The following is a 21,454-nucleotide window of genomic DNA, read 5'->3' on the forward strand; positions in this document are numbered from 1 at the left end:
ACAAATTCGCCACGAATTTGACAACCGCGAACCCGAAAAATAAGATCCGAACGCCGAACGCCCCTGATTCGCAGCGTGGTGTCGTCGGGTGCGCGGTGTCGGCGGAATCTCGGCCCAAACCAGGAGCTCGAAATGAAACGCATCGGAGTGCTGACGGGCGGCGGTGATTGCCCCGGACTCAACGCCGCGATCCGCGCGGTTTTTCAGAAAGCCAACTCGGTCGGTTACAAGGTGTACGGCATCCGTAAGGGCTGGAAGGGCCTGCTCGAGAAAGACATCTTCGAACTCGACCGGAACGCCGTGTCCGGGATCCTTCCAAAAGGCGGAACGATTCTGGGCACCAGCCGCACCAACCCGTTCAAGACGCCGGAGACCGCGGAGATCGCCAAGAAAAACTTTGACGATCTGGGCTTCGACGCGCTGGTCGCCATCGGCGGCGAAGACACACTCGGCGCTGCGGCGAAGTTATCCCAGGAAGGCAAACCGGTGATCGGCGTGCCCAAGACCATCGACGCGGATCTGTGGGGCACCGACGCGACGATTGGTTTCGACACCGCCGTCGGTATCGCGACCGAGGCTATCGACCGCCTGCATTCCACCGCCGAAAGCCACGACCGCATCATGGTCGTCGAGATCATGGGCCGTCACGCCGGTTGGTTGGCTCTGCGGTCGGGCATCGCGGGCGGCGCGGATATCATCCTGATTCCCGAATTCCCGGCGAAGCTCTCCGACGTCATTCGGACGATCGAGCGACGACATCAGCGCGGACGAAACTTTTCGATCATCGCCGTGTCGGAAGGCGCGAAGATCGACTTCGAGGAATCGCGTGAAGCGAAAGAGGTGCTCAAGAGCGGCGAGCTGGACGAATTCGGCCACGTCGCGCTCGGCGGCATCGGAAACGCGCTCACGGCGAAACTCAAGGCGGCGACGGGTTTCGACGCGCGCATGACGGCGCTCGGCCACGTGCAGCGGGGCGGCACGCCCACGGCGTTCGATCGCACCCTCGCGACCTATCTCGGCGTGCACGCGGTGGAACTGATCGAGAAGGGCCAGTCGGCGCGCATGTCGGCATTCGTCGACGGCAAGTACACGGACATTCCGCTCGTCGACGTGCTGGGCCGCCTTCGCCTCGTACCCGAGTGGGAGTATCAGGTGGCGCAGGTTTTCTTCGGCTGATCTCGCGGCCACATCAAAAAGGGCGGGGCTTTTCGGCCTCGCTCTTTTGTGTACTCGTGCGAAGACTCAGGGCGAAGGCAGGGAGCGCGCAACGCATTGCTCGTTCGCGAGCCGGAGCGCAAATCGGCCCCATGATTCCAACGCGGATTCGTCGAACTTCGCCGGGTAGCGACGATACCACGCATGAAGGGCGCTCATCCGCGCGACGGTCGGAATGACGCGACGCGCGAGACCGCGATTCTTCGCCAGCGCGCGCAGCGCGGGGACCAATTCGCGGGCGACGGGGCGCGGCATCTCCTGAATCATGCCCGCGAGCGCCGACGAGGGCTGCGTGAGCCCGGAAGACAGCAATGTGACGAGCTCATCGCTCGTCAGCGACTGCGCGAATCGACGAAACACGTCGAATGCCGCGTGCAGACCGCCCATGCGCCGGGCGAATTGCGCCTGATAGCGCCAGAGTGTTTCGGGCGCACCGATGTCCGAAGCTCCCCGCAAAGACTCGGCGAGCATTCGTCCCGCCGCCATGCCCGAACCAATGCCGCTTCCGTGCGCCGGAAACGACTGACATGCGGCGTCTCCCACGAGTGCGAAGCCCGGCGCGGTCAGCCGGTCGTAAGGTCGGCCGAGGGGAATCAGGCCGCCGCCGCCGAAAAGCGCGGGGCCGATCCACCGTTCGCCGGACACGAACTCGCGGATCAACTGAGCGCCGGTGCGGTGTTGCCCGTCCGCGATCGATCCGGCGAGGATCTCGATCTGCCCGCGTTCGATCTCCACCGTCATGGTGACCGTGGAAAAGCCGCCGTCGATGCCCAACAGATTCGCGGCCTCGCCGTCCTGAAGGCGGACACGCTCCAGAAATGCGCGCGCGCCGTCGGGATCCGAAATGTGGAACACGCGCTGCGTCGCCGTACAGGTGTGCGCGAGCGGAATGGGAGGCCAATACGCCTCGAATTGCGGGTGACACCGTGCGAGCGCCTGACGCCGACCGGTGGCATCGACGAATAGCGCCGCACGCACGCGAACGGCCTCCATTCCGCCGTCGGCGCGCCGGTGGCGCAGCCGCAATACAGCCGGGCGCCCGTGTTCGAACTGGAGTTCCTCGATCGCGTGTTCGGGAAGCGCCAACACGCCCGCATCGACGCACAGGGCATGAAGCCGTTCGACGAGACGGCGCATGTCCACACGGTGGACATCGACACGATCGAAAGCGAGGTGGATGTTCCAGTTTCGGTCTCGCAGCGTCACCGGACCATTCGCGCCGCGGCATTCGTCGCCGGAGGACGTCTCGATACCCGTCTCGGTATAAAGCCACGATGCGATGGCGTTGACCCACCGGGCGCCGCTTCGCTCGAACGGGACACGATCGATCGCCGCGACACGAAAACCCGCCTTGGCGAGATGGTATGCGGCGGCCAAGCCCGCCGTGCCCGCACCGACGACCGCCGCATCGACCGTCCAATCCTTCACACGCACTCCCAATGGAATTCGACCGGTGTCAGGGTCCGCCGCGTACTCACGTCATCTTTGTTGCCGGACGGACCCTTGTCAAACGCGGAACCGGCGTTGATTTACGTCGAGAGTCGGCGGATCGCTTCAACGCGGGACCATCGCAACACCGGAAAACCTCGGGCGACAATGACCCGAAAGTCTGCGAAGGGCCTGCGTTATAAAACCGGGATTTCATGATGTCCGCGATTCCCGGTAACCCTCGAAGCGTCCGGAGAGGTTGTTGCAGCGCAGGGCGATGACGGCGTTTGCTCCTCGTAGGGACCACTCCATGCCGGATTGTTTGAGTCTCATTCCGATGACGGTTTTGCAACCGGCCTCGACGACGCCGGAGCCGACGAAGAGACCCTGGGCGCGGAAATCGGCGACGCGGTTCTCGTTAAGGGCGGTCCACCAGCCCATTCGCATTCGGCGTTGTTGGTCCTCGTCATGCGGCCACAAGATTTTGATCAGATCGCTCACGTGCTCGCGGGCGTGGTGGAGATCGACGATCTGCGTCGCGCCGGGAAAGTGCGTCTCGGCCAGATTCCGGATCCATTCCACGCCATCTCCCAGGACGGCCACGCGCGCCGCCTTTTCCAACCCGCGACGTCTCGCCTCGGCATAAGTTCGCCAACCGAATTCCTCGGCCGTCCCGATGGCGCCGGCGAAGGTCGTGGAATCCGGGTCGCGCACCGGGCGCCGCTTCTCGTCAACGGTCGTCTGTGTGAAGACGCACCCCAGCTTGGCTTCCCGCGTTTTGGACGACCCATCCGGCTGCTTGCCCTTGCGCCCGGCGACCTCCTCCAGGTCGAAGCCACCGGCCCACGCGACCTTCTTCAGCAGACGCCTTACTTCCGCGTCCTGCTCGACGGCGATCTCCGCCGTTTTTTTTCCACCGACGCGTCCGTTACCTCGCACAGCGCCTCTCCCAGCTCACGCAGCTCCCGCATCAGTTCCTCAAACCGTCGGAAATTCTCAATCTGTCGCCGACACCGCGCGACCTCGTCAGGGCCGTGCAGCCGTCGCGACACCGTGCGCCCTTTCTCCTTGAAGGTCAGCAACGGATACGGCCCGCGCCGGGATTTCCGGCCCTCGGCGTCCACGGTCTCCACGACCTGATCCGTGATACTGCCTCGGCGCATCTGCGTCAGTTGGGCCAATTCCTCAAGAATCCGCGTCCTTCGCGCCATCAATTCCCTAGCACCCATGCCGTCCTCCAGTGTAGTACTATATACTGCACTACCACGGCGCAAAAAAAAGAGAAAGACCCTTGACCCGGTTTCATGACGTAGGCCCATGGCAAGCGGTTGGTTTCCCACCGCACACGGTTTAATATGACCTCTCCCGATTCGGATCGGGCGAGGGGGGCCATTGTCAAAGACCAGATTGGTCGTGATCGGCGGATCCGCCGCCGGAATGAGCGCGGCCAGCCAGGCCAAGCGCCGCAACCCGAACGTCGAGGTCGTCGTCTTCGAGGCGGGCCGTGACGTGAGCTACCTGTCCTGCGGGCTGCCGTACTTTCTCGGGGGAGTCGTCACCGACCTCGGTGAACTCTACGCCATCGGCAAGGACGCCCTGACGCGCCAGCGCGGATTGCAGGTGCGCACGGGAATGCCCGCCGTGCAAATCGACACCCGCGCGGGCCGTGTCCGCGTCGTCAACCGCGAATCCGGGGAGGAATCGAGCGAGCCGTTCGACGCCCTGTGCGTCGCCACGGGCGCTTCGGTCACGATTCCCGAAGTCGGGGGACGACCGATTTCGGGCGTGTTCACCCTGCGCAATCCCGACGACGCGCTGCGTATTCGCGACTACATCCAGAAGCATAAACCGCGCACGGCGGCGATCCTCGGCGCGGGATACCTGGGCCTCGAAATGGCCGAAAACCTTGCGAATTGCGGTATGTCGGTGACGGTGATCGAGCGTCAGAGTTCGGTCATGAGCCACATTGGTCCCGAGATCGGCCAGTCGGTCATCAAGGTGCTGCACGACAACGGCGTCGAGATTCTGCTCGATGCCGAGATCGATCAGATCGACGGCGACGAAAAGGTGCGTTGCGTACGGACGGCGACGCAGGATGTGGATGCGGATCTCGTCGTACTCGCGACGGGCATCACGCCGAACAGTCAGATCGCGGTGGATGCGGGAATCCGCGTCGGGGCGGCAGGGGCGATCGCGGTGGACGAATATCAGGAAACCTCCGCGCCGGGGGTCTTTGCATCCGGCGATTGCGCCGAGAGCCTGCATCTCGTCACGGGGCGAAAGACCTATGTTCCGCTTGGCCCGACCGCCAACAAGCAGGGCCGGGTGGCCGGCGCGAACGCCGTCGGCGGGCGCGAGGTCTTTCACGGCATCGTGGGCACGCGGATCGTGAGGATCTTCGGCCTCGAGGTCGCCCGCACGGGCCTCACGCAGACCGAGGCGCTGGAGGCGGGATACGCCGCCGAAGCGAAGACCGTGAAGTCGAGCAGCCGCGCCAACTATTACCCCGGCGGCGGTGAAGTGTTCGTGAAAATTGTCTTCGACCGGGAAGACGGGCGCATGCTCGGCGCGCAGATTTGCGGTCCCGAGGGCGTGAAGGGTCGCATCGACGTGTGCGCCGCGGGTCTGACGCGGCAGATGACGGTCTCCGAATTCGCCGACCTCGATCTCGCCTATGCGCCCCCGTATTCGCCCGTATGGGACCCGATCCTGGTCGCCGCCAATGTGGCGAAGCGCAGCCTGCGCGTCACGCGACCGAAATCCGAGTGAGATGGCCATGGCGTGGCGCTGGATCGACGCGGCGGACGAACGCGCGTGGGGCGAAGCGCTGGACCGCGTCGGCGGCGCGGACGTTTACTACGAGCGCGCCTACGTGAAGACCCTCGAGGACCGCGGCGAGGGGTCGCCCTTTCTCCTGCACGTCGCTCAGGACGGGGTCGACATCGTGACCGCGTATCTGTGCCGCGAACTGCCGCTCGGCGCGGACGATGGCTGCGATCTCATGACGCCTTACGGATACGGAGGGCCCGTCGTGAGCGAAGGAACGCACCGGCGTCGAATCTCGTTCGAGCCGGGCGACGCGATGCGGGAATTCGGCGCGGTGAGCGAATTCGTCCGCTTTCATCCGGTTCTGGAAACGTGGAAGAACGCCCCCGGGCGCATGGACGTGGCCGCGATCAGCGAGACGGTCCTGTGGGATCTCTCGCCGTCCGATCTGCGCGTCGGCATGTCCGAGACTTGCCGAAAAAATCTGGGCTGGGCCGAAAAAAAGGGTGTCACGACGGATTTCGCGGCGACGGACGGGGCGGGGGAGTTCGCCGGACTCTATCGGGAAACGATGCAGCGTCGCGCCGCCGCAGACTACTACCTCTTCGCCGACGCGTACTTTGACCAACTCGCGAACGGATTCCGCGGGAGGTCGTGGTTCGCCTTCGCGCGCGTCGACGGCCGTATCGCGGCCGCGGCGCTCATCCTGAAGGATCTTGCGGGCGAAACGATTCACTACCATCTCGGTGCGTCCGATCACGCGTTGCGCTCGTTTTGCGCCACGCACAAGCTGCTCTTCGACATCGCGACGCGAGCGCGCGACATCGGCGTGCGTCGGTTTCACCTGGGCGGCGGGACTGCTCCGGGCGACTCGTTGTTCGCATTCAAGGCCGGTTTCACCCCGGGTCGACGCCCGTTTCACGTCGGCAAGCGCGTTCACCGTGCCGACGCATACGACGCGCTTGTGAAGATGCGTCGCGAGCGCGGACCGATTCGACCGAACTACTTTCCGGAATATCGCGCACCGGACGAAGGCGGGTCGACGTCGTGACGCACCGGTCCATGGATGCCTTTTACGCCGACCCCGGCGAGGAGAAGCGCTGGGGCGACGACATGGCGGAGTGCGGGCTCTATCCCACCGAGGAAGCGCTGTTGTCGCGCCACGTTCCCGTCGGCGCGCGAGTGCTGAACATCGGTTGCGGGGGCGGGCGAGAGGCGCTGGCGATGGCGCGAACGGGCCGAACCGTGACGGCGGTGGACCTGAACCGCGTCTTCGTCGAAGCCCTCGCGCGTCGCGCCGCCGAGGCCGGACTCGACATCCAGTGTCGCGTTTTGGATGCGCTCGAACTCGATTTTCCACCCGCGAGTTTCGACGCGGTGGTGATGGTCGGCCAGCTCATCGGGCACATCCGCGGCCGGCAAAACCGGATTACCGCGCTGCGCCGCGCGTTCGAGGTGGTGCGTCCCTATGGCGTGGGCGTGTTCTCGACCAACGCTATCGAGGTTCATTGGCTCTACCGTGCGTACTTTCTATGGGCGAATACCTCGCGAAAAATCTACAATCCGATGGACCTGGAGCCCGACGACGCATTCGTCTTTCGGGTCGGAGGGCGTCGGCGCGGGCTGTTCGGCTCGGGCGACTCCCCGGTTTTCCACTGGTATCGCGCCGCCGACTTTCGAGACGATCTGCGCGCCGCGGGCTGGACGCCGAAACACTGGCTGCGTCGAGGGGAGTTCGAACGCATGAACGATGTCGATGCCCGGCGCGGCGGGCAGGAGACCTTTCATCTCGCGATCAGGGAGACGACGTGAAGGGAACGAAAATTCCGCTGATGAAGCCGACCCTCGCCCCGTGGGATTCCGTGGCCGATCGGTTTCGCGCCGTGTACGAGAGCGGCACGTTGACGCTGGGCGATCACACCCGCGCCTTTGAGCACGCCGTCGCCGCGGCCCTGAACGTGCGTCATGTCGTCGCCGTGTCGTCGTGCACGTCGGGAATGATGCTGCTGTTTCGCGCCCTCGAGCTGCGCGGCCAGGTGGTGATGCCGAGTTTTACGTGGGCGAGCACGGGCCATGCCGCGCTCTGGAACAATCTCGAACCGATCTTCGCCGATTGCACGCCCGGCACCTACACCCTCGACCCCTCCCGCGTCGCGGAACTCGCCGGAAAAAAAACCGCGGCGGTCATGGCCGTCAACGTCTTCGGCCTCTACCCGGAGATGGACGAACTGCGCGCGGTGTGCGCGGCCCGGGACCTGCCGTTTCTGTGCGATTCGGCTCAGGGCATCGGCGCGACATATCGAGGCCGGGTGGGCGGCGCCCTTGCGGATGCCGAGGTGTTTTCGCTTTCGCCCACCAAGGTGGTCACCGCCGCCGAGGGCGGGCTCGTCACGACGAATGACCCGGTGCTCGCCGAGCGCATTCGGCGCATGCGCGACTACGGCAAGAGCCCCGATGCGCGCGACATCGAGATCCTCGGTCTGTCGGCGCGCATGAGCGAGTTTCATGCGGTCGTCGGCCTGGCGTGCATCGAGATGCTGGATGAACTGTTGAGGGGCCGCGATGCGATTTTCGCGCGATATCGCGAGGAACTCGGCGGGATCGACGGCCTGACGTTTCAGACGATCCCAGAGCACTGCACCACCTCGGGCAACTACTTCATCGTCTTCGTCGATCCCGACGTGCGCGACATCGCGCGTCTGCAGGATCGTCTGACCGCGCGAGGCGTGGCCAGCAAGAGATACTTCCATCCGCCGCTGCACCAGCAGGTCGCGTACCGACACCTGCCGCCGCCGCCGCGTCCGCTCCCCGTGACCGAGTGGGCGTCGCGCGCAGGCTTGGCCCTGCCCATCTACACGCACATGGAAATCGATCTGGTCTCGCGGATCGCCGGAATATTTCGGGAGGAGTGGGCGGGCCTGGGTCGGTGAGGGTGTGTCGCCGGGCGTTGCTTTCTCGTTCGCGTTGGACGTGATAAACACGATCACATGCGAATAGCGGGAGTTCGGTTGCTGCCGTTTCTGACGACTACGCACGGGGCGTTGTACGACGAAGACTGTCTGGATCTCCTCGCCGCCATGAAAGAGGAATCCGTCGACTGCGTGTTCGCCGATCCGCCGTTCAATCTCGGCAAGGACTACAAGAATGGCTTCGACGACCGGGAGCTGTCCGAAGCCTATTTCGAGTGGTGCTCCAGGTGGCTCGTGCATTGTTGCCGCGTGACGAAGCTTGGAGGGGCCGTGTTCGTTTACGCGCTTCCGGAGTTGGCGATCCGATTTGCCGAGGCCCTGCGTCAGAGTCTGACATTTCGCCACTGGATCGCGTTGTCAATGAAAGGTTCTTTCCCGCGGGGACGGAAACTCTATCCGGCGCACTATGCACTCCTTTATTTCACGAAGGGGACGCCAAAGACGTTCAACAAGCTTCGCCTTCCCGTTCCGACGTGTCGTCATTGCGGTAAGGAGATCAAGGACTATGGCGGGCACCGAGACAAGTTGAACCCACTTGGGCTGAATTTGACGGACTTCTGGGATGACACCTCGCCGAACAGACACAGGAAGTACAAAGTTCGTCCGGGAGTGAACGAACTGAAACCCGTCATACCCGAGCGTGCGATACTGCTGTCGACGGAACCGGGCGACTTGGTCTTCGATCCATTCGGAGGTGGGGGTTCCACCTATCAGGTCGCGGAGGCAAACGACCGTTGCTGGATTGGCTCGGAAGCCTACGGTGCCGAACTGATTGGCGGTCGACTTCGAGAGGCGTTCCCGGAATCGGTCGGGAAACCACCGCAATTCGATCTAGGAGAAATCGTCGCACATGAAGATCACGAGCATTCGATTCTACGACGGCGCTCGGCAGAAGATTTCGAAACTCGGGTTGGCCGAGCTGTTCCTCGAAGTGCAGGAAATCCTGTTGGGCGTTGATATTCGGATCGAGGAGAAGAGGGAAGCCAACGGCGCCGCTGTCATTCGCGAAAAAATCGATGCGGGATTTGGATCCCGGTCCGACTGGGACAAAATTTCCGCCGGCGGGATCGATTGGCAAAAGCGGATTCGATACAACCGCAGTATGATGGCGTCGCTCGGGGTCGAAGTTCAGGTTTCCGCTCGCAGCGACCTTCTCGTCCGAGACATCGTCCATTTGCGCAACAGTATCGATGCCGGAGACATTGAAGCCGGCATCATCGTCGTCCCCAGCGACGCGATGCAGTCCTTCCTCCCGGATCGAACCCCGAGCCTGAGCGATGCCGTAAAGTACATCGAGTCCGAGTTCAAGGAGGCCATGACCATGCCTCTGATCGTGATCGCGGTGGAACACGACGGCACCGGACCTGCCACCGCGAAAAGGAAGCGAAGAGCCTGAGTTCAGTCAAGCGGATGTACGGGCCGGCCTCAATTCACCTGACGCATTCCCGTCGCCGAATCGAGTCGCACTGCGTTGAGCGGCTGGTCGACGAGCGAGAGATCGACGCGCACGACGCCGACGTCCGTGGCCGCGTAGAGGAATTGCCGCTTTTCGTCGAGCGCCAGATCGTTCAGGCCCGGACCCACCGGAATCGGACGCGCGACCGCACCGTTCGCGATGTTGAGCATCTGGACCTGGCCGTCGATATAGCTGCCCACGTAAATGAATCGCGCCGCGCCGTCCACGAGAATCCGCGTGGGAAACACGTCGACGTCCACCTCGAGAGTCGGTTCGAGACGGCGTGCGTTGAGGTAGAGGATTTTCCGTTGCGTTGTCGCGGCAACGTAGAGGGTGCGACCGCTCGGTGTCAAAGCGATGTCGGTCGCGACGTACCCCAACGGGAGGGCTTTAAGCAGCGCCGCGGGCGAAGAATTGAACAGTTGAATCCGACTCGTTCGACGGAACAGGGAGCCCGGCTCGAGCGCATACACGTACCCGATGCGGCCGTCGATGACGACGGGCCCCGGTATGCCAAGGGTGTCGGTCAGGCGCGCGCAGTTGGCGCCCATATTCGAAAGCGGTTCCGACCCGTCGATCGGCATCTGGCAACGCACCAACGCGAATCCCTCGCTGGACCGCGCCGACGAGATGTAGTGACGAGCGTCGATCACCGCGTAGAAGGCTTCGGGTCCTTGGCGCGCGCCGCCCTCCGTCGATTCTTCGGCGAAATTCGCCCGCACGTTCATGTCGGGCAGCGCCATCAAGAACGCCGATCGACCCTGTGGGGAGGACGACGTCGCGAGCATGGTCCCCGGTTTGTGGCCCGGCACGAGCCGTTCGAATCGTTCGCGGCGGTCCTGAAAAAATACTCGCTTGCCCCAGTCGGGGCTCACCGAATGAATCTTCGTCAGATCCTCGCGGTCGAGGTAGAAAATGTAACCCGTTACCGGATCGACGAATACGCTGGAGATGTGACCCTGCGTGCCCGGAACGCGCATGGCGATGCCGGGTCGATCGAGGACGTCCAACCGGCGAAGCGACGCATGCGAGAGAATGGGGTCGGGTGTGAGGATGGCGATCGCTCCGATCAGGGCGACCGCGGCGGGAGATCCGAATTTTTCGAGCATTTCCTCGCGAGCCAGGATCGTGATGTGCACGTACGCGGCGAAAAAAATGACGGTGGGGACGAACGGAGTGTAGTTGTACCCCCGCGCGACCCAGAAAACCGCACCCACGGCCACGTCGGCGACGACGAGAGATACGATTCCCGCCGCCATCCGGGGGAGATGCTTTCGGGCGACCGAAGACGAGACGTGTGCGAGGGCCAGCCATGCTGCGCCGAGCACGAAACCCGGCCACGCCATCGGCAGGCCGAGCCGCCAAACCAGAATGATGACGAATACGAAGACGCCCGCCACGAGCAGGAGCGCTCGAACGGCCATCCGCAGAGCGCCGCGGTCTTTCGAATCGTCGTCGCCCAGGCGTCGTATGGCCACGACCGTTCGAACGATCGTCCAGATCGCGAAAACGATCACCGCGCCGAGCGCGATGACGGGAATTTGACCGAGATGGATCGGGCTCCACGGTGACGCGGCGAAAGCCGGGACCGGCCACGCGAGAACAAGCAGGCCGAAAAGGAAGGCCGGCGAACGGGCGAGAATACCCGCGTTCAAATTGAAAAGAGGCCCTCGTGCGTGCACGTTCAGATAACCCGATGCAAGGAGGCCCATATTGCCCGCACGCGTCCGCGACCGTCAAGGCAAAGCGGACGTCATCGGTCGCGAAAAAACGGCGGGCGTCACGTTTCGACATAGTCCGCAATGCCCGTTTGCCGCGCGGGCGGTTCATTCTAGGATGCGTGGCATGTGGCCCCGGTTTCGCGAAATCGTCCTCCTCGTGGCCGCCGCGCCGCTCCTGCTGCTGCTGTGGGGGCTCGGTCACAATGAGTATCTGCTCGGTCCCGGTTACGTGGACCTCGTCGCCGTCGCGGTGATCGCCGCGGGAATCGCTTGGCGAATTCGGTTCAAGACGTCGGCGCACACCGTGTTGTGGCTGTTCGTGGCCCTGTGCCTCTACGACGCTGCGATCTCGATCGGCGGTTTCGTCTTTCGCCCGTGGGTCTCCGTCATCGTCGTGGTTTTTTGCGCGGCGTTCTCGTTCGCGCTTTGGAGAAGAAAACACATCGCGATCCGGATCGGATGGTTTATCGTCCTGTCGTCGTTCGCGGGTTTTTTCCTGCTACACCACTTTCGCGAAATCGACTTCGACGAGCGGTTCGGGCGATGTCGAGATGAGGAAACGACGCTCGACCCGGCCGTGCGCGTGATCGATCGCGTCAAGCATCCGTACGACTACGTTCTCTATGAACCGCCGCCGTTGGACGATCTGGCCGGCGACGCGCTGCGTCCGTGGGTCGTGGGCGCAGTGGGTGTCGATACCTTCACGCTGCGCTGGTTCGATCCCGCCGCCGCCGCATTCGTTCGCCTGACGCCCCTGTCGGGGTGGCAGAAGGTGCAGCGCCTGGCGCTCTCCGCGGACGGGCGGCTGATCTACGGCGCGCCGTGGGGCAATCGCGGCAAACGCGAGTTCGTCCTCGCCGTGGACCCACGCGATCCGAAAGACGTCTCGAAGATCCCGGTCGACAACTGCCGCAACCTCTACGAATTGATGACGGACCCCGAGACGGGCCGTCTGTGGGTGCTGTGCGAGACCTCGCACAACCTGGTCGTCCTCGACGGACGCAGTTACGAGCAGGTCGCCCGGGCCGATCTGCCCGGGCTCGACGCTTATGACATCGCACTCGATCCGAATCGCCGCCGCCTTTTCGTCACCGATTACTGGAGCCCAACGGTCACCGTGCTCGATGCCGACAGCCTCGCGGTGATCGACTCCATCCGCGTCGGGTGGTCGAGTTTCGGCGCGGCGGTGTGGCGCGACCGGCTTTACGTCGCCCGTCCGCTCGCGTCGAAGGTCGTAGAAATCGACCTCGCCTCCCTGAAGATCCTGCGCGAGATTCCCGTCGGCTACGGTGTGCGCGACCTGGAAATCGACGAACGACGCGGCATCCTCTACGCGGGCAACTATTTCGACGGCACACTCGACGCGATGGAGATTTCGACGGGCAAGCGACTCAAGCGGGCCGTGGTGGGCCAACTCGTGCGCGGATTGATGGTCGATTCGGTGCGCGACCGCCTGTGGATCGCCACGGGGTGCGGAACGAAGGTCATCGAACCGGCCTGCTGGCTCAACCCGGTGAGCGCGCCCGGCCTCGATCAGGCACCGTCGTGCGTGCAGGGGGGCGTCTCGCCGTGACTTTTCGCGCCGCGCACCGCGTCGCGGCATGGATCTTTACGCGCGAGCCCGGATATAATAACGATCTCGAAATTTCCCGCACCGGGTCGTGATCCAAAATCTCTACCGAGTGCCGCGAGGAGTGCGCCCCCGATGGAGCCAGCCGCTTGACGCAGCCGATGATCGAGCCCGACGAGCGCCGGGGCAAAAGGACGCCCGTGTCGTTGCGTCCGGATGCGCCGGCGTCGGAATCCCCCCGGCGGAAGAACCGCGACATCCCGGCCATCGTGTGCTTCGCGCTCGGCGTACTGCTGGTGCTGGCGTTCCTCTCGTATACACCTGAAGATCCCGGCGCAAACACGGCCACGGGCGCGGCGCCGAAAAACCTCATCAGCTTCGTCGGATCCTACTCGTCGGACCTCCTGCTCATCGGTTTCGGTTACGGTGCGTATCTCGTGCCGTTTCTCCTGTTCGTCTACGCCTATGTCTTCTTCTACGGGAGATCGGCGAGATTCTCCTGGCGAACGTTGGCCGGATACCTGGGCTTGCTGTTCGTTCTCGCGTCGATGTTCGCGCTGCTGTTCATGCCGAACACCTCCAAGACGTTTATCGTCGAGCGCGGCGGCATCTTCGGCTACTTCATCTCCGACCAACTCGACGACGTGATCGGTCGCATCGGCGCCGCCGTCGTGCTGGTCGCCGCGTTTTTCGTCGGACTCGTCGTGAGCGTGGATTTCTCGTTCGCGAGTGCTTTCGCGGCGGTAATCGGCGCGACGCGGCAGGCCGTTTCCGGCGCGCGCGAGAAATATTCCGGGTGGAGCGCCCGGCGGGCCGAACATCGCGCGAACCGGGCCGAGCGGGCGATCGAGGCCCTCGAGGATATGGCCGAGTCGCCGATGATCCACGCCCCCAAGGCTGCGGCGTCCATCGGTGACGATGTTGTGATTCCCCCGATCGAAACCATGGATGATCCCCAAGACTTCCCCGCGCGACCTGTTGAAATCGCGGATGGTGTATCTCCGTCGCGCGATTTCCCCGTGCAACGAACCCGGATCGAAGAACCCGCGCCCCGCCGCGCGCCGGAGCCCGGGGACGAAGACATGGATCCCTACGTCGACGACCTCGACGAGTCGCTCGACGACCTGTCCGACCTCTGGGAGGAACCGGACGGCGTGGCGGCTCCGCGAAAATCCCGAGCGACGGTGGAGGCCGGCCCGAAGATCAAGGAGCGCGCCGACGCCCACCGTCCGCCGGAACAGATCGAGATGCCGGTGTTTACGGGAGCGTATCAGCCGCCGCCGATCGACCTGATGGAACACTACCTGGGACGCAACATCCCGGTCGATCGGGACGGGCTCATCACGCAGAGCCAGATTCTCGTGAAAAAGCTCGAGGACTTCGGCGTGAAGGGGCGCGTGAGCGACGTTCACCCCGGGCCGATCGTCACCATGTTCGAGTTCGAGCCCTCGCCCGGCATCAAGATCAACAAGATCGCCGCGCTCGAGGACGATCTCGCCATGGTGCTGCGCGCGCAGAGCGTGCGCATCATCGCCCCGATCCCGGGCAAGGGCGCGGTCGGCATCGAGGTTCCCAACCGCCGGCGCGAGACCATCTACATCCGCGAGCTGATTGAATCGCCGACGTTCCAGTCGCACCCGTCGCCGCTGGCGGTGGCGTTCGGCAAGGACATCACGGGCCACCCGGTCGTCGAGGATCTGTCGAAAATGCCGCATTTGCTCGTGGCGGGCACGACCGGCTCGGGCAAGTCCGTCTTCATCAACACGATCATCACGTCCATCCTCTACAAATCGCCGCCCGAGGACGTGAAGCTGATTCTCATCGACCCGAAGATGCTGGAGCTGTCGGACTACGCCGACATCCCGCACCTGCTCTGTCCCGTTTGCACGCAGCCCAAGAAGGCCGCCTCGATCCTGCGCTGGGCCGTCGCCGAGATGGAGCACCGCTATCAGATCATGTCCCAGGCCAGTGTGCGCAACATCGCGAGCCACAACAAGAAGATCGACAAGCTGATTTCCGCCGGCGGCAAGCGTAAAGCGGGCGAGGAACCGCTGCGCAAGCTCCCGTACATCGTCGTCATCATCGACGAACTCGCCGACCTGATGATGGTGGCCGCGAAGGAACTGGAGGAGTCGATCGCGCGGCTCGCGCAAATGGCGCGCGCGGCGGGCATCCATCTGCTCCTCGCCACGCAGCGCCCCAGCGTGGACGTCGTCACCGGCGTCATCAAGGCCAATTTTCCGGCGCGCGTGAGCTTCAAGGTGTCGTCGAAGGTCGATTCGCGCACGATCCTCGACGCGCACGGTGCGCACGTGCTGCTGGGCAACGGCGACATGCTCTACCTGCCGCCGACCGAGAGCCAGCTTCGTCGCATCCACGGGTGCTGGATCGCCGAGACCGAGGTCCAGGCGATCGTGAAATTCATCAAGGAAAAGAACGGGAGTGCCCGTTTCGATCCGCGTGTTACGGAATTTTCGGAGTCCGACGCGGAAAGCGGCGGCGACGACTTCACCGAAGCCGAAGTCGATCCGGAATACGACCGTGCCCTCGAGATCGTCGCCCGCGAACGCAAGGCGAGCGTCAGCTATATTCAACGTCGCCTGAAAATCGGCTACAACCGCGCCGCACGCATCATGGAGATGATGGAACGCGAGGGCGTCGTCGCCCCGTCGGACGGAACGAGCCGGCCGCGCGACGTGCTGATTCCGCCGCCGCGCGGCGAGCGGGACGACTTCTGATGATCCGCGGAGAATTCATGCGCACCGTTCCCCGGTTGTTGATGGTCCTGGTGCTTTTCGTCGCGGGCATCGCGCACGCGCAATCCACCGACGAGATCGTGGAAAAAATCCGCAAGGCTCACTCGTCCATGAAGGACTACGAGGCCACCTTCGCGCAGGAAGTGACCGGCGCGGGACGTACGCAGCAGGCTTCCGGCACGCTCTACATCCGAATTCCCGATCAGATGCGCTGGGACTACCTGGAACCGAAGGTCAAGTCGCTCATCACCGACGGAAAGACGAGCTGGATGGTGCTCCCCGAGGAGAAGCAGGTTTACGAGCAGCCGATGTCCGAGAGCGACAGCGCGAGGACGCCGCTCGCCATGCTGACGGGCAAGCTCGACTTCCGGGCCGAATACAATGTCGAACGGCTGCCGGACGCGGACGGACGCATCGCGCTGCGACTGACGCCGAAGTCCCCGGGGCGCGGCTTCAAGGAGGCGCGCGTCGAGGTCGACGCGAAGTCGTTCGAGATCCAGCGGTTTCGGCTCGAAGATCTGTACGGCGGCACAACTGACGTGCGTCTGTCGAATGCGCGCAAGAACGCGGGGCTCAAGCCGGGCCTTTTCGACTTCAAGCCCGAGAAGGGATACGAGGTCGTCAAAGCGCCCTGAGCGAGAGGTCGCGCGGGCGCGGACACGATGCGCGTGCGCGAGCATGCGCCGAGAGGATGCGATGGACACCTCCACGTGGATCGGATTTTTTTCGGGTCTGGTCGTCGGTCTCGCGCTCGCCATCGTGCTCTCGCGCGTGGCGGGCGGAGTGCGCGGCCTGTCCGGCGTCTTCGGGCGCGATCCCATGATGCGCAAGATCCGCGACCTGGAAAAGGAACTCGCCCGGTCGCGCGACGAGGGCGCGTCGCTCGCGAAGCGGCTTCAGGAAAAAGATGAACTCATCCGCAAGGCGATGGCGTCGCTGGCCAAGGATCAAGTCCCGCCGTCGTGACGCGCCCCGTCAGGCACCCTGGTCAGCTCCCGATTCTTTCGGCGGTCGGATGAACTTGAAAAAGTAATCCGCGCCGGACCAGAGCGTCACCGCGAGCGCGGCGTAGAGAACAATCGTGCCGAACAGGTGCGCGTCGAAGGCGAATCCGAACAGGTCGCGCTCGTAATGCCACAGCAGCAGGCCCACAGCTACGGCCTGCAGAACCGTCTTGAGCTTTCCCCAGCCGCTCGCCGCGATGATGATCCCTTCCGCGGACGCCATCTGACGCAGGCCCGTGATCGCGATCTCGCGCACGACGATGACAATGGCGATCCACGCGGGACAGCGGCCCAGATGCACGAGCATGATGAGCGCCGCGACCATCATGCATTTGTCGGCCAGGGGATCGAGGAGCTTGCCCAGGCGCGTGACCTCGTTGCGCGAACGCGCGAGCCATCCGTCCACGAAATCCGTGGCGAACGCGAGCGCGAACGCCAGCGCCGTGACGAAGGTCATCGTCCGCTTGGCCGAATCCGACGCAACCCAGTTTTCGGCGTAACCCAGGACGACGATGAGCGGGAACACCGACATACGGGCGAGGCTGACGATGTTCGCCGGGGTCCAAACCTTGAACTCGTTGCTCATGGCAACTCCAGTCGGATTTCGTCCATGTAGCGCGTCACCTTCGTCACGAAGGCGAGGGTCTCGCCGATCGGCGGAACGTCGGAAAGGCGGTCGACGGGCGCGGGCCCCGCGTTGTAGGCGGCGAGCGCGAGGCGCACGTTGCCGTCGTAGCGATTGAGCAAGAACCCGAGATACCGTGCGCCCGCGCGGGCGTTTTGGTACGCGTCGAAGGAGTTCTGGCAACCGAAGCGCCGCGCCGTGGCCGGCATGAGCTGCATGAGCCCCTGTGCGCCCATCGGCGAGGTCACGTAGGGATCGAGCCGGCTCTCGGCCATGGCGACAGCGAGAACCAGTGCTGCGTCTTGCCCCTCGGCCGCGGCGGCCTTGAGCACAAGCTGAATCACCACGTTGCGGTCCAGCCGGTTGTGCAGCGCGGCGGCCTTGGCCGATTCGAGTTCAGCCTCGCGTTCGAGCAGGGCGAGCCGACCATCCGGATCGAAGTTGTAATATTGCGGCACGGTCTTCGCGTGGGAATCGGCGGCCAAGAGCGTCGCGACAACGAGCGCGATGCCGGCAAACGCGCATCCGACCGATCGGCCGAATCGGCGAAACATCGAACCGGATCTCTTCAATTTCTCGTGCGTCTTCCGCATACGCAAGCGCCCCGTGACTCGGACGCAGCCTATTCTCAGGCCCCGAAAAGTCAACGAAAACTGCGCTGGGTGAGGCCCCCGGTTGAAGTCCAGTCAAGGTGAACGGCGCGCGATTCTTGACACGCCCGGAAAGCGCGTGCTAGCAAGAGCGCCGATTTCGGTCTTTGTTCCCGACATCTGGGGCAGTGGCTCAGCTGGATAGAGCAACGGACTACGAATCCGTAGGTCGGGGGTTCGAATCCCTCCTGCCCCGTCAATGAAGTCAATGGGTTAGGCGTCTATCGCCCGGCCCATTTTCCTTTTTAACAGCAGTTTTGACGGCAACCCGCGTCAAATCCCGATTCCCAATAGATCCTGCGTCGTGTCGGACGCTTGCTTCTGGAGGTCGGGAAGGACATGTCGGGACGACAACCCGCGCGGAAGGTGATGAACTGCCGCGGTAATTGTCAGTCCGCGATATCCGCGCGCCGACCGGCGGCTCGCGCCGCGCCATCTCCGCCGACCGACGCCAAGAGCACCGCAAATCCCGACCGGTCTCATGGAGACGGTCCCCACGACGCCGGCCGGCTTCGCGGGGCGGGCGAGGGTTTCGCCCGGATGCTCCCGGGCGGACGTTTTCTCGCTTCAACTCCTTGACACCCTCGGAGGTGACAGTGATGATCCGGCGACATCGTTTTTCGACCACGCGAAAGGGAGACGGGCGACCCATACAACGGGAACGTGCCGTTTAGGGAGTGGCGGCGTTTTTGTTGTGCGCGGACATGGAGCCGGTGTAGGTCGGCTTCGGAAGGTTGCAACGGACCGGCCTCTCGCATAGGGGGTCCGGTATTGCATCGGCGAAGAGTACGCGGGCGTGGGAGGCGTGGACCTCCATCACAACGGCGAGATCGTGGGGGAAGGCGGATCACCCTGCGTGATTGAGGGACGGATGGTCGTGATCGGTCGTCCTTGCCTGTGTTCGCAATGTGGATGACGGCCCGTCGTTGGGCGGCTGAGGGTCTGTCGACGATGTTTGACCCGTGTCGGCGCTCCTTGGAAAAGTGCCTGCATCGGCGTGCACAACACGCTGTTGCCGTCCTTTTTGTGCTGTTCTCCCTGGTCGGAGCGCTCCAGCGAATTCCATCGACAGATCTATTATCAGACGAAGCGCATTTCAGGGAGAACTACGGAAAACACGTTTACTTCGCGGAGCGCGCGTCCCGCTTGCTTTGCGATCAGGGTGCGCTTTGGGGATGGGATCCGACGATCGGCGCGGGGATTCTCATCCACTCCGGATGGTTTATTTCCTATTTGTTTCCAGCTATCGCCGGCTGTGCCTTTTCACTGCCCGGTGCGATTACCATTAAATGGATGCTATTCTTGTTTTTCGCCCTATCTCCGTCTTTTTCGGTTATCGGCGCGCGGTTGTTGGGTCTTGATCGACGGCAGGCGTTGTGGGCCGGAATATTGGATTTCTTGTTGATTCATCTCACCGGTATCGGCTATTCTGTAATGGTGAGTATGGTTAGCTCTCATCTGGCCTATTCGCTCAATCTGTTGCTGGCCGGAACTCTTGTGTCGATGAATCGTATACGACTCAGAACGATTTCAACGATGTTCACGATTTCTCTTTTTGGCGTTTTTGCCGGAGTCCTCAATCCTCACTCGTTGTTTCCATTGGCTGTCACAGTGTCCGGTGTCGCTATATGGAAACGCTCCGTCTTTGCCAAACCTCAGGCTTTTGCGGCACTGATTGTTCCAGCTGTGATCGTCATCGCGGTGCTGCGACCCTGGAGTCAACCGGGAATCGCATTTATGGAGAGTGTGGAAAACCGTATCGACATGGTGCGCTTTGTTCGATTTGCTTGGAAAGATTTTTACGGTTATTGGGTATTTATGACTGCTCTTCAACCGATTTACCTGTTTTTAGCCGCGTCTAGCTTATACACCATCTTCCGGCCGCATAACCGACACCAAGACAGTGCAATTTTCGGATTTTCAGTATACTTATTCACACTGTTGTCCGTTGCTGCCACTACAGCCGTCGGAAAGGGCTTACTGCTATTCCCCATGCGATTTATCGATGCATCCATACTTTTTCTACTGCCCGCGGGCGGGGTGGTCATGGACGAGATCGGACGAAGTCGACGGGGGAACCGCTTAATTCAGCCGATCCTCATCGCTTTGCTTGCATTTCTCCAAATTCGTGTTTCGGTTGGCGTTCCATTGACATTCTCGGCTCCGCCTCAGGCGGTTTATGAACTCACGGATGCCCTCCAAGAAAATACCGACCGCAGCGCGCGCATCCTCGTAGAATCGAGCCACAATCCGGACGCGCTGACGTTTCGTACGGATGTTGCACCCTATCTGGCATATTGGTTGCCGGATCGAGAACTGATGGCGATACCGACGACGGAATCGCCGGAGTTGTTAGTCAACTCGATTCTGTTCGAAGGCATATTATCGTGGGTCCCCATTAAAGCCTACTCGGCGGATGAGATATTCGACTATTTGGTTACATACAATGTGGGATGGGTTCTCGTCTTCCACCCGGACTCGATCGATGCATTTTCGCGTATGGGTGATCGAGTGAAGCGGATCGAATCTTTAGGCGAATATGTGTTGTTTCGCGTCCGGCGTGAAGGCAACGCTTTTTTGACCGGATCCGGAAGCGTTGATGCCCGGCTCGGTCAATTGATCCTGTCTGACCTGAAGTCGGATGCGAACGGCGACGTTGTAATCAGTTACCGTGCGTTCGGGTCCCTAAAAACACTGGACGGCACTCCGATAGAGGTATTCCAAACGGGCCTGGAACCCATAGGACTGATCAAGCTTCACCACCCGCCGGAGACAGTTACTATCGTCAATGACCGATCTTTCGGGTATCCAGATTCTCGCGCCAACATCGAAAGAAAGTTCGAGACCGTGGTCAAACGCCTATCGGAAATGGGCGTCGATGTGAGTGTCGATTACGGCGAGGGAATCATTTACAAATAGGCCGATTCGAGGTTTATAAGATAGTAACTGCCGCGTCACGTCGATAACGCATTCGCCCATGAAATCTGCATAAAAAATCATATTGCGACGTAATAACAGCTTCCTTCTTGCGGAGCTGTCTAGTTGTTCGATAATAATGAAAAATGATTCGTCGTATTGGAATCATTTTAAAAATGGCTTTTCCCCAATATCTTGGAATCATAATGTATTATCACGTTCCCCGGAATTTTCGGGTTCTTCGCCGATCTGACTCATTTTCGACACCGCTTTTTTGAAACTCCTTGAAATCACGGCGTAATTTCGCTTTCGCCATTTTTTTTGGCACGACGCTCGACGGGGATTTGCCGGAATCTCGGCGGCGGGCGCATTTCCGCG

General features: G+C 62.4%; 17 protein-coding genes and 1 tRNA gene. 13 read left to right on the plus strand and 5 right to left on the minus strand.

The features are described 5' to 3' along the window. The first annotated feature begins 132 nt into the window (after positions 1–132). Entirely contained in the window at positions 133–1,176 is a 1,044-nt protein-coding gene (locus IT350_17990; protein ID MCC6159949.1) for a 6-phosphofructokinase, read from the plus strand. Between the two features lie 66 nt (positions 1,177–1,242). Here IT350_17990 and IT350_17995 read toward each other — a convergent pair whose 3' ends face one another. Further along, positions 1,243–2,643, minus strand: a complete 1,401-nt coding sequence (locus IT350_17995; GenBank protein MCC6159950.1) for an FAD-dependent oxidoreductase — start codon at positions 2,641–2,643, stop codon at positions 1,243–1,245. A gap of 213 nt (positions 2,644–2,856) precedes the next feature. Then, positions 2,857–3,582, minus strand: a complete 726-nt coding sequence (locus IT350_18000) for a hypothetical protein (protein ID MCC6159951.1) — start codon at positions 3,580–3,582, stop codon at positions 2,857–2,859. Positions 3,583–4,035: 453 nt separating this feature from the next. Here IT350_18000 and IT350_18005 point away from each other — a divergent pair, with 453 nt between their 5' ends. The 6 genes from IT350_18005 to IT350_18030 all read left to right on the plus strand — a co-directional run bounded on the left by IT350_18005 (position 4,036) and on the right by IT350_18030 (position 9,774). Then, the gene (locus IT350_18005) at positions 4,036–5,412 is read left to right on the plus strand and encodes an FAD-dependent oxidoreductase (GenBank protein ID MCC6159952.1); all 1,377 of its coding nucleotides are present in this window, start codon (positions 4,036–4,038) and stop codon (positions 5,410–5,412) included. A 7-nt stretch (positions 5,413–5,419) separates the two neighbouring features. Next, the gene (locus tag IT350_18010; protein MCC6159953.1) at positions 5,420–6,460 is read left to right on the plus strand and encodes a GNAT family N-acetyltransferase; all 1,041 of its coding nucleotides are present in this window, start codon (positions 5,420–5,422) and stop codon (positions 6,458–6,460) included. Continuing rightward, complete coding sequence (locus IT350_18015) at positions 6,457–7,221, plus strand: class I SAM-dependent methyltransferase (GenBank protein MCC6159954.1); 765 nt, start codon at positions 6,457–6,459, stop codon at positions 7,219–7,221. The genes IT350_18010 and IT350_18015 overlap by 4 nt, the downstream gene beginning before the upstream one ends. Further along, positions 7,218–8,339, plus strand: a complete 1,122-nt coding sequence (locus IT350_18020; protein MCC6159955.1) for a DegT/DnrJ/EryC1/StrS family aminotransferase — start codon at positions 7,218–7,220, stop codon at positions 8,337–8,339. The genes IT350_18015 and IT350_18020 overlap by 4 nt, the downstream gene beginning before the upstream one ends. A 78-nt stretch (positions 8,340–8,417) precedes the next feature. Then, positions 8,418–9,335 carry a site-specific DNA-methyltransferase gene (locus IT350_18025; GenBank protein MCC6159956.1) on the plus strand — a complete coding sequence of 306 codons (918 nt, stop codon included), beginning with the start codon at positions 8,418–8,420 and terminating at the stop codon, positions 9,333–9,335. Next, positions 9,289–9,774, plus strand: coding sequence for a hypothetical protein (locus IT350_18030; protein ID MCC6159957.1), 486 nt, complete (start codon positions 9,289–9,291; stop codon positions 9,772–9,774). The genes IT350_18025 and IT350_18030 overlap by 47 nt, the downstream gene beginning before the upstream one ends. 29 nt (positions 9,775–9,803) lie before the next feature. Here the strand turns inward: IT350_18030 and IT350_18035 are convergent, their stop codons facing one another. Next, the gene (locus IT350_18035) at positions 9,804–11,489 is read right to left on the minus strand and encodes a hypothetical protein (GenBank protein MCC6159958.1); all 1,686 of its coding nucleotides are present in this window, start codon (positions 11,487–11,489) and stop codon (positions 9,804–9,806) included. 190 nt (positions 11,490–11,679) lie between these two features. Between IT350_18035 and IT350_18040 the strand changes: the two genes are divergently transcribed. From IT350_18040 to IT350_18055, 4 genes are all read left to right on the plus strand, one after another. Further along, positions 11,680–13,128 (plus strand): YncE family protein, encoded by a 1,449-nt coding sequence (locus tag IT350_18040; GenBank protein MCC6159959.1) that lies wholly within the window; start codon positions 11,680–11,682, stop codon positions 13,126–13,128. Positions 13,129–13,274: 146 nt separating this feature from the next. Next, entirely contained in the window at positions 13,275–15,863 is a 2,589-nt protein-coding gene (locus IT350_18045) for a DNA translocase FtsK 4TM domain-containing protein (GenBank protein MCC6159960.1), read from the plus strand. 17 nt (positions 15,864–15,880) lie between these two features. Then, a complete protein-coding gene (gene lolA, locus IT350_18050) occupies positions 15,881–16,516 on the plus strand; it encodes an outer membrane lipoprotein chaperone LolA (protein ID MCC6159961.1) in 636 nt (211 codons plus the stop codon). A gap of 61 nt (positions 16,517–16,577) precedes the next feature. Continuing rightward, positions 16,578–16,847, plus strand: coding sequence for a hypothetical protein (locus IT350_18055; protein ID MCC6159962.1), 270 nt, complete (start codon positions 16,578–16,580; stop codon positions 16,845–16,847). Positions 16,848–16,856: 9 nt separating this feature from the next. Here IT350_18055 and pgsA read toward each other — a convergent pair whose 3' ends face one another. Next, positions 16,857–17,471 (minus strand): CDP-diacylglycerol--glycerol-3-phosphate 3-phosphatidyltransferase, encoded by a 615-nt coding sequence (gene pgsA, locus IT350_18060; GenBank protein ID MCC6159963.1) that lies wholly within the window; start codon positions 17,469–17,471, stop codon positions 16,857–16,859. Then, positions 17,468–18,064 (minus strand): lytic transglycosylase domain-containing protein, encoded by a 597-nt coding sequence (locus IT350_18065; GenBank protein ID MCC6159964.1) that lies wholly within the window; start codon positions 18,062–18,064, stop codon positions 17,468–17,470. The genes pgsA and IT350_18065 overlap by 4 nt, the downstream gene beginning before the upstream one ends. A gap of 218 nt (positions 18,065–18,282) precedes the next feature. On the opposite strand from IT350_18065, the gene IT350_18070 reads away from it, so the two are divergent. Both IT350_18070 and IT350_18075 read left to right on the plus strand, forming a co-directional pair. Next, positions 18,283–18,356, plus strand: a tRNA-Arg gene (locus tag IT350_18070). Between the two features lie 779 nt (positions 18,357–19,135). Then, on the plus strand, positions 19,136–21,079 hold the full coding sequence (locus IT350_18075; protein ID MCC6159965.1) for a hypothetical protein: 1,944 nt from the start codon (positions 19,136–19,138) through the stop codon (positions 21,077–21,079). The last annotated feature ends 375 nt before the right edge of the window (positions 21,080–21,454 follow it).

It is taken from the genome of Deltaproteobacteria bacterium (genome assembly GCA_020845895.1).
In the GTDB taxonomy this organism is placed as follows: Bacteria; Lernaellota; Lernaellaia; order JACKCT01; family JACKCT01; genus JADLEX01.

Excerpts from the sequence above, each read along its gene's own strand:
- IT350_17990 (MCC6159949.1), top strand. The coding sequence starts at position 133 with ATGAAACGCATCGGAGTGCTGACGGGCGGCGGTGATTGCCCCGGACTC.
- IT350_18010 (MCC6159953.1), top strand. The coding sequence starts at position 5,420 with ATGGCGTGGCGCTGGATCGACGCGGCGGACGAACGCGCGTGGGGCGAA.
- IT350_18040 (MCC6159959.1), top strand. The coding sequence starts at position 11,680 with ATGTGGCCCCGGTTTCGCGAAATCGTCCTCCTCGTGGCCGCCGCGCCG.
- lolA (MCC6159961.1), top strand. The coding sequence starts at position 15,881 with ATGCGCACCGTTCCCCGGTTGTTGATGGTCCTGGTGCTTTTCGTCGCG.
- IT350_18055 (MCC6159962.1), top strand. The coding sequence starts at position 16,578 with ATGGACACCTCCACGTGGATCGGATTTTTTTCGGGTCTGGTCGTCGGT.
- pgsA (MCC6159963.1), bottom strand. The coding sequence starts at position 17,471 with ATGAGCAACGAGTTCAAGGTTTGGACCCCGGCGAACATCGTCAGCCTC.
- IT350_18065 (MCC6159964.1), bottom strand. The coding sequence starts at position 18,064 with ATGTTTCGCCGATTCGGCCGATCGGTCGGATGCGCGTTTGCCGGCATC.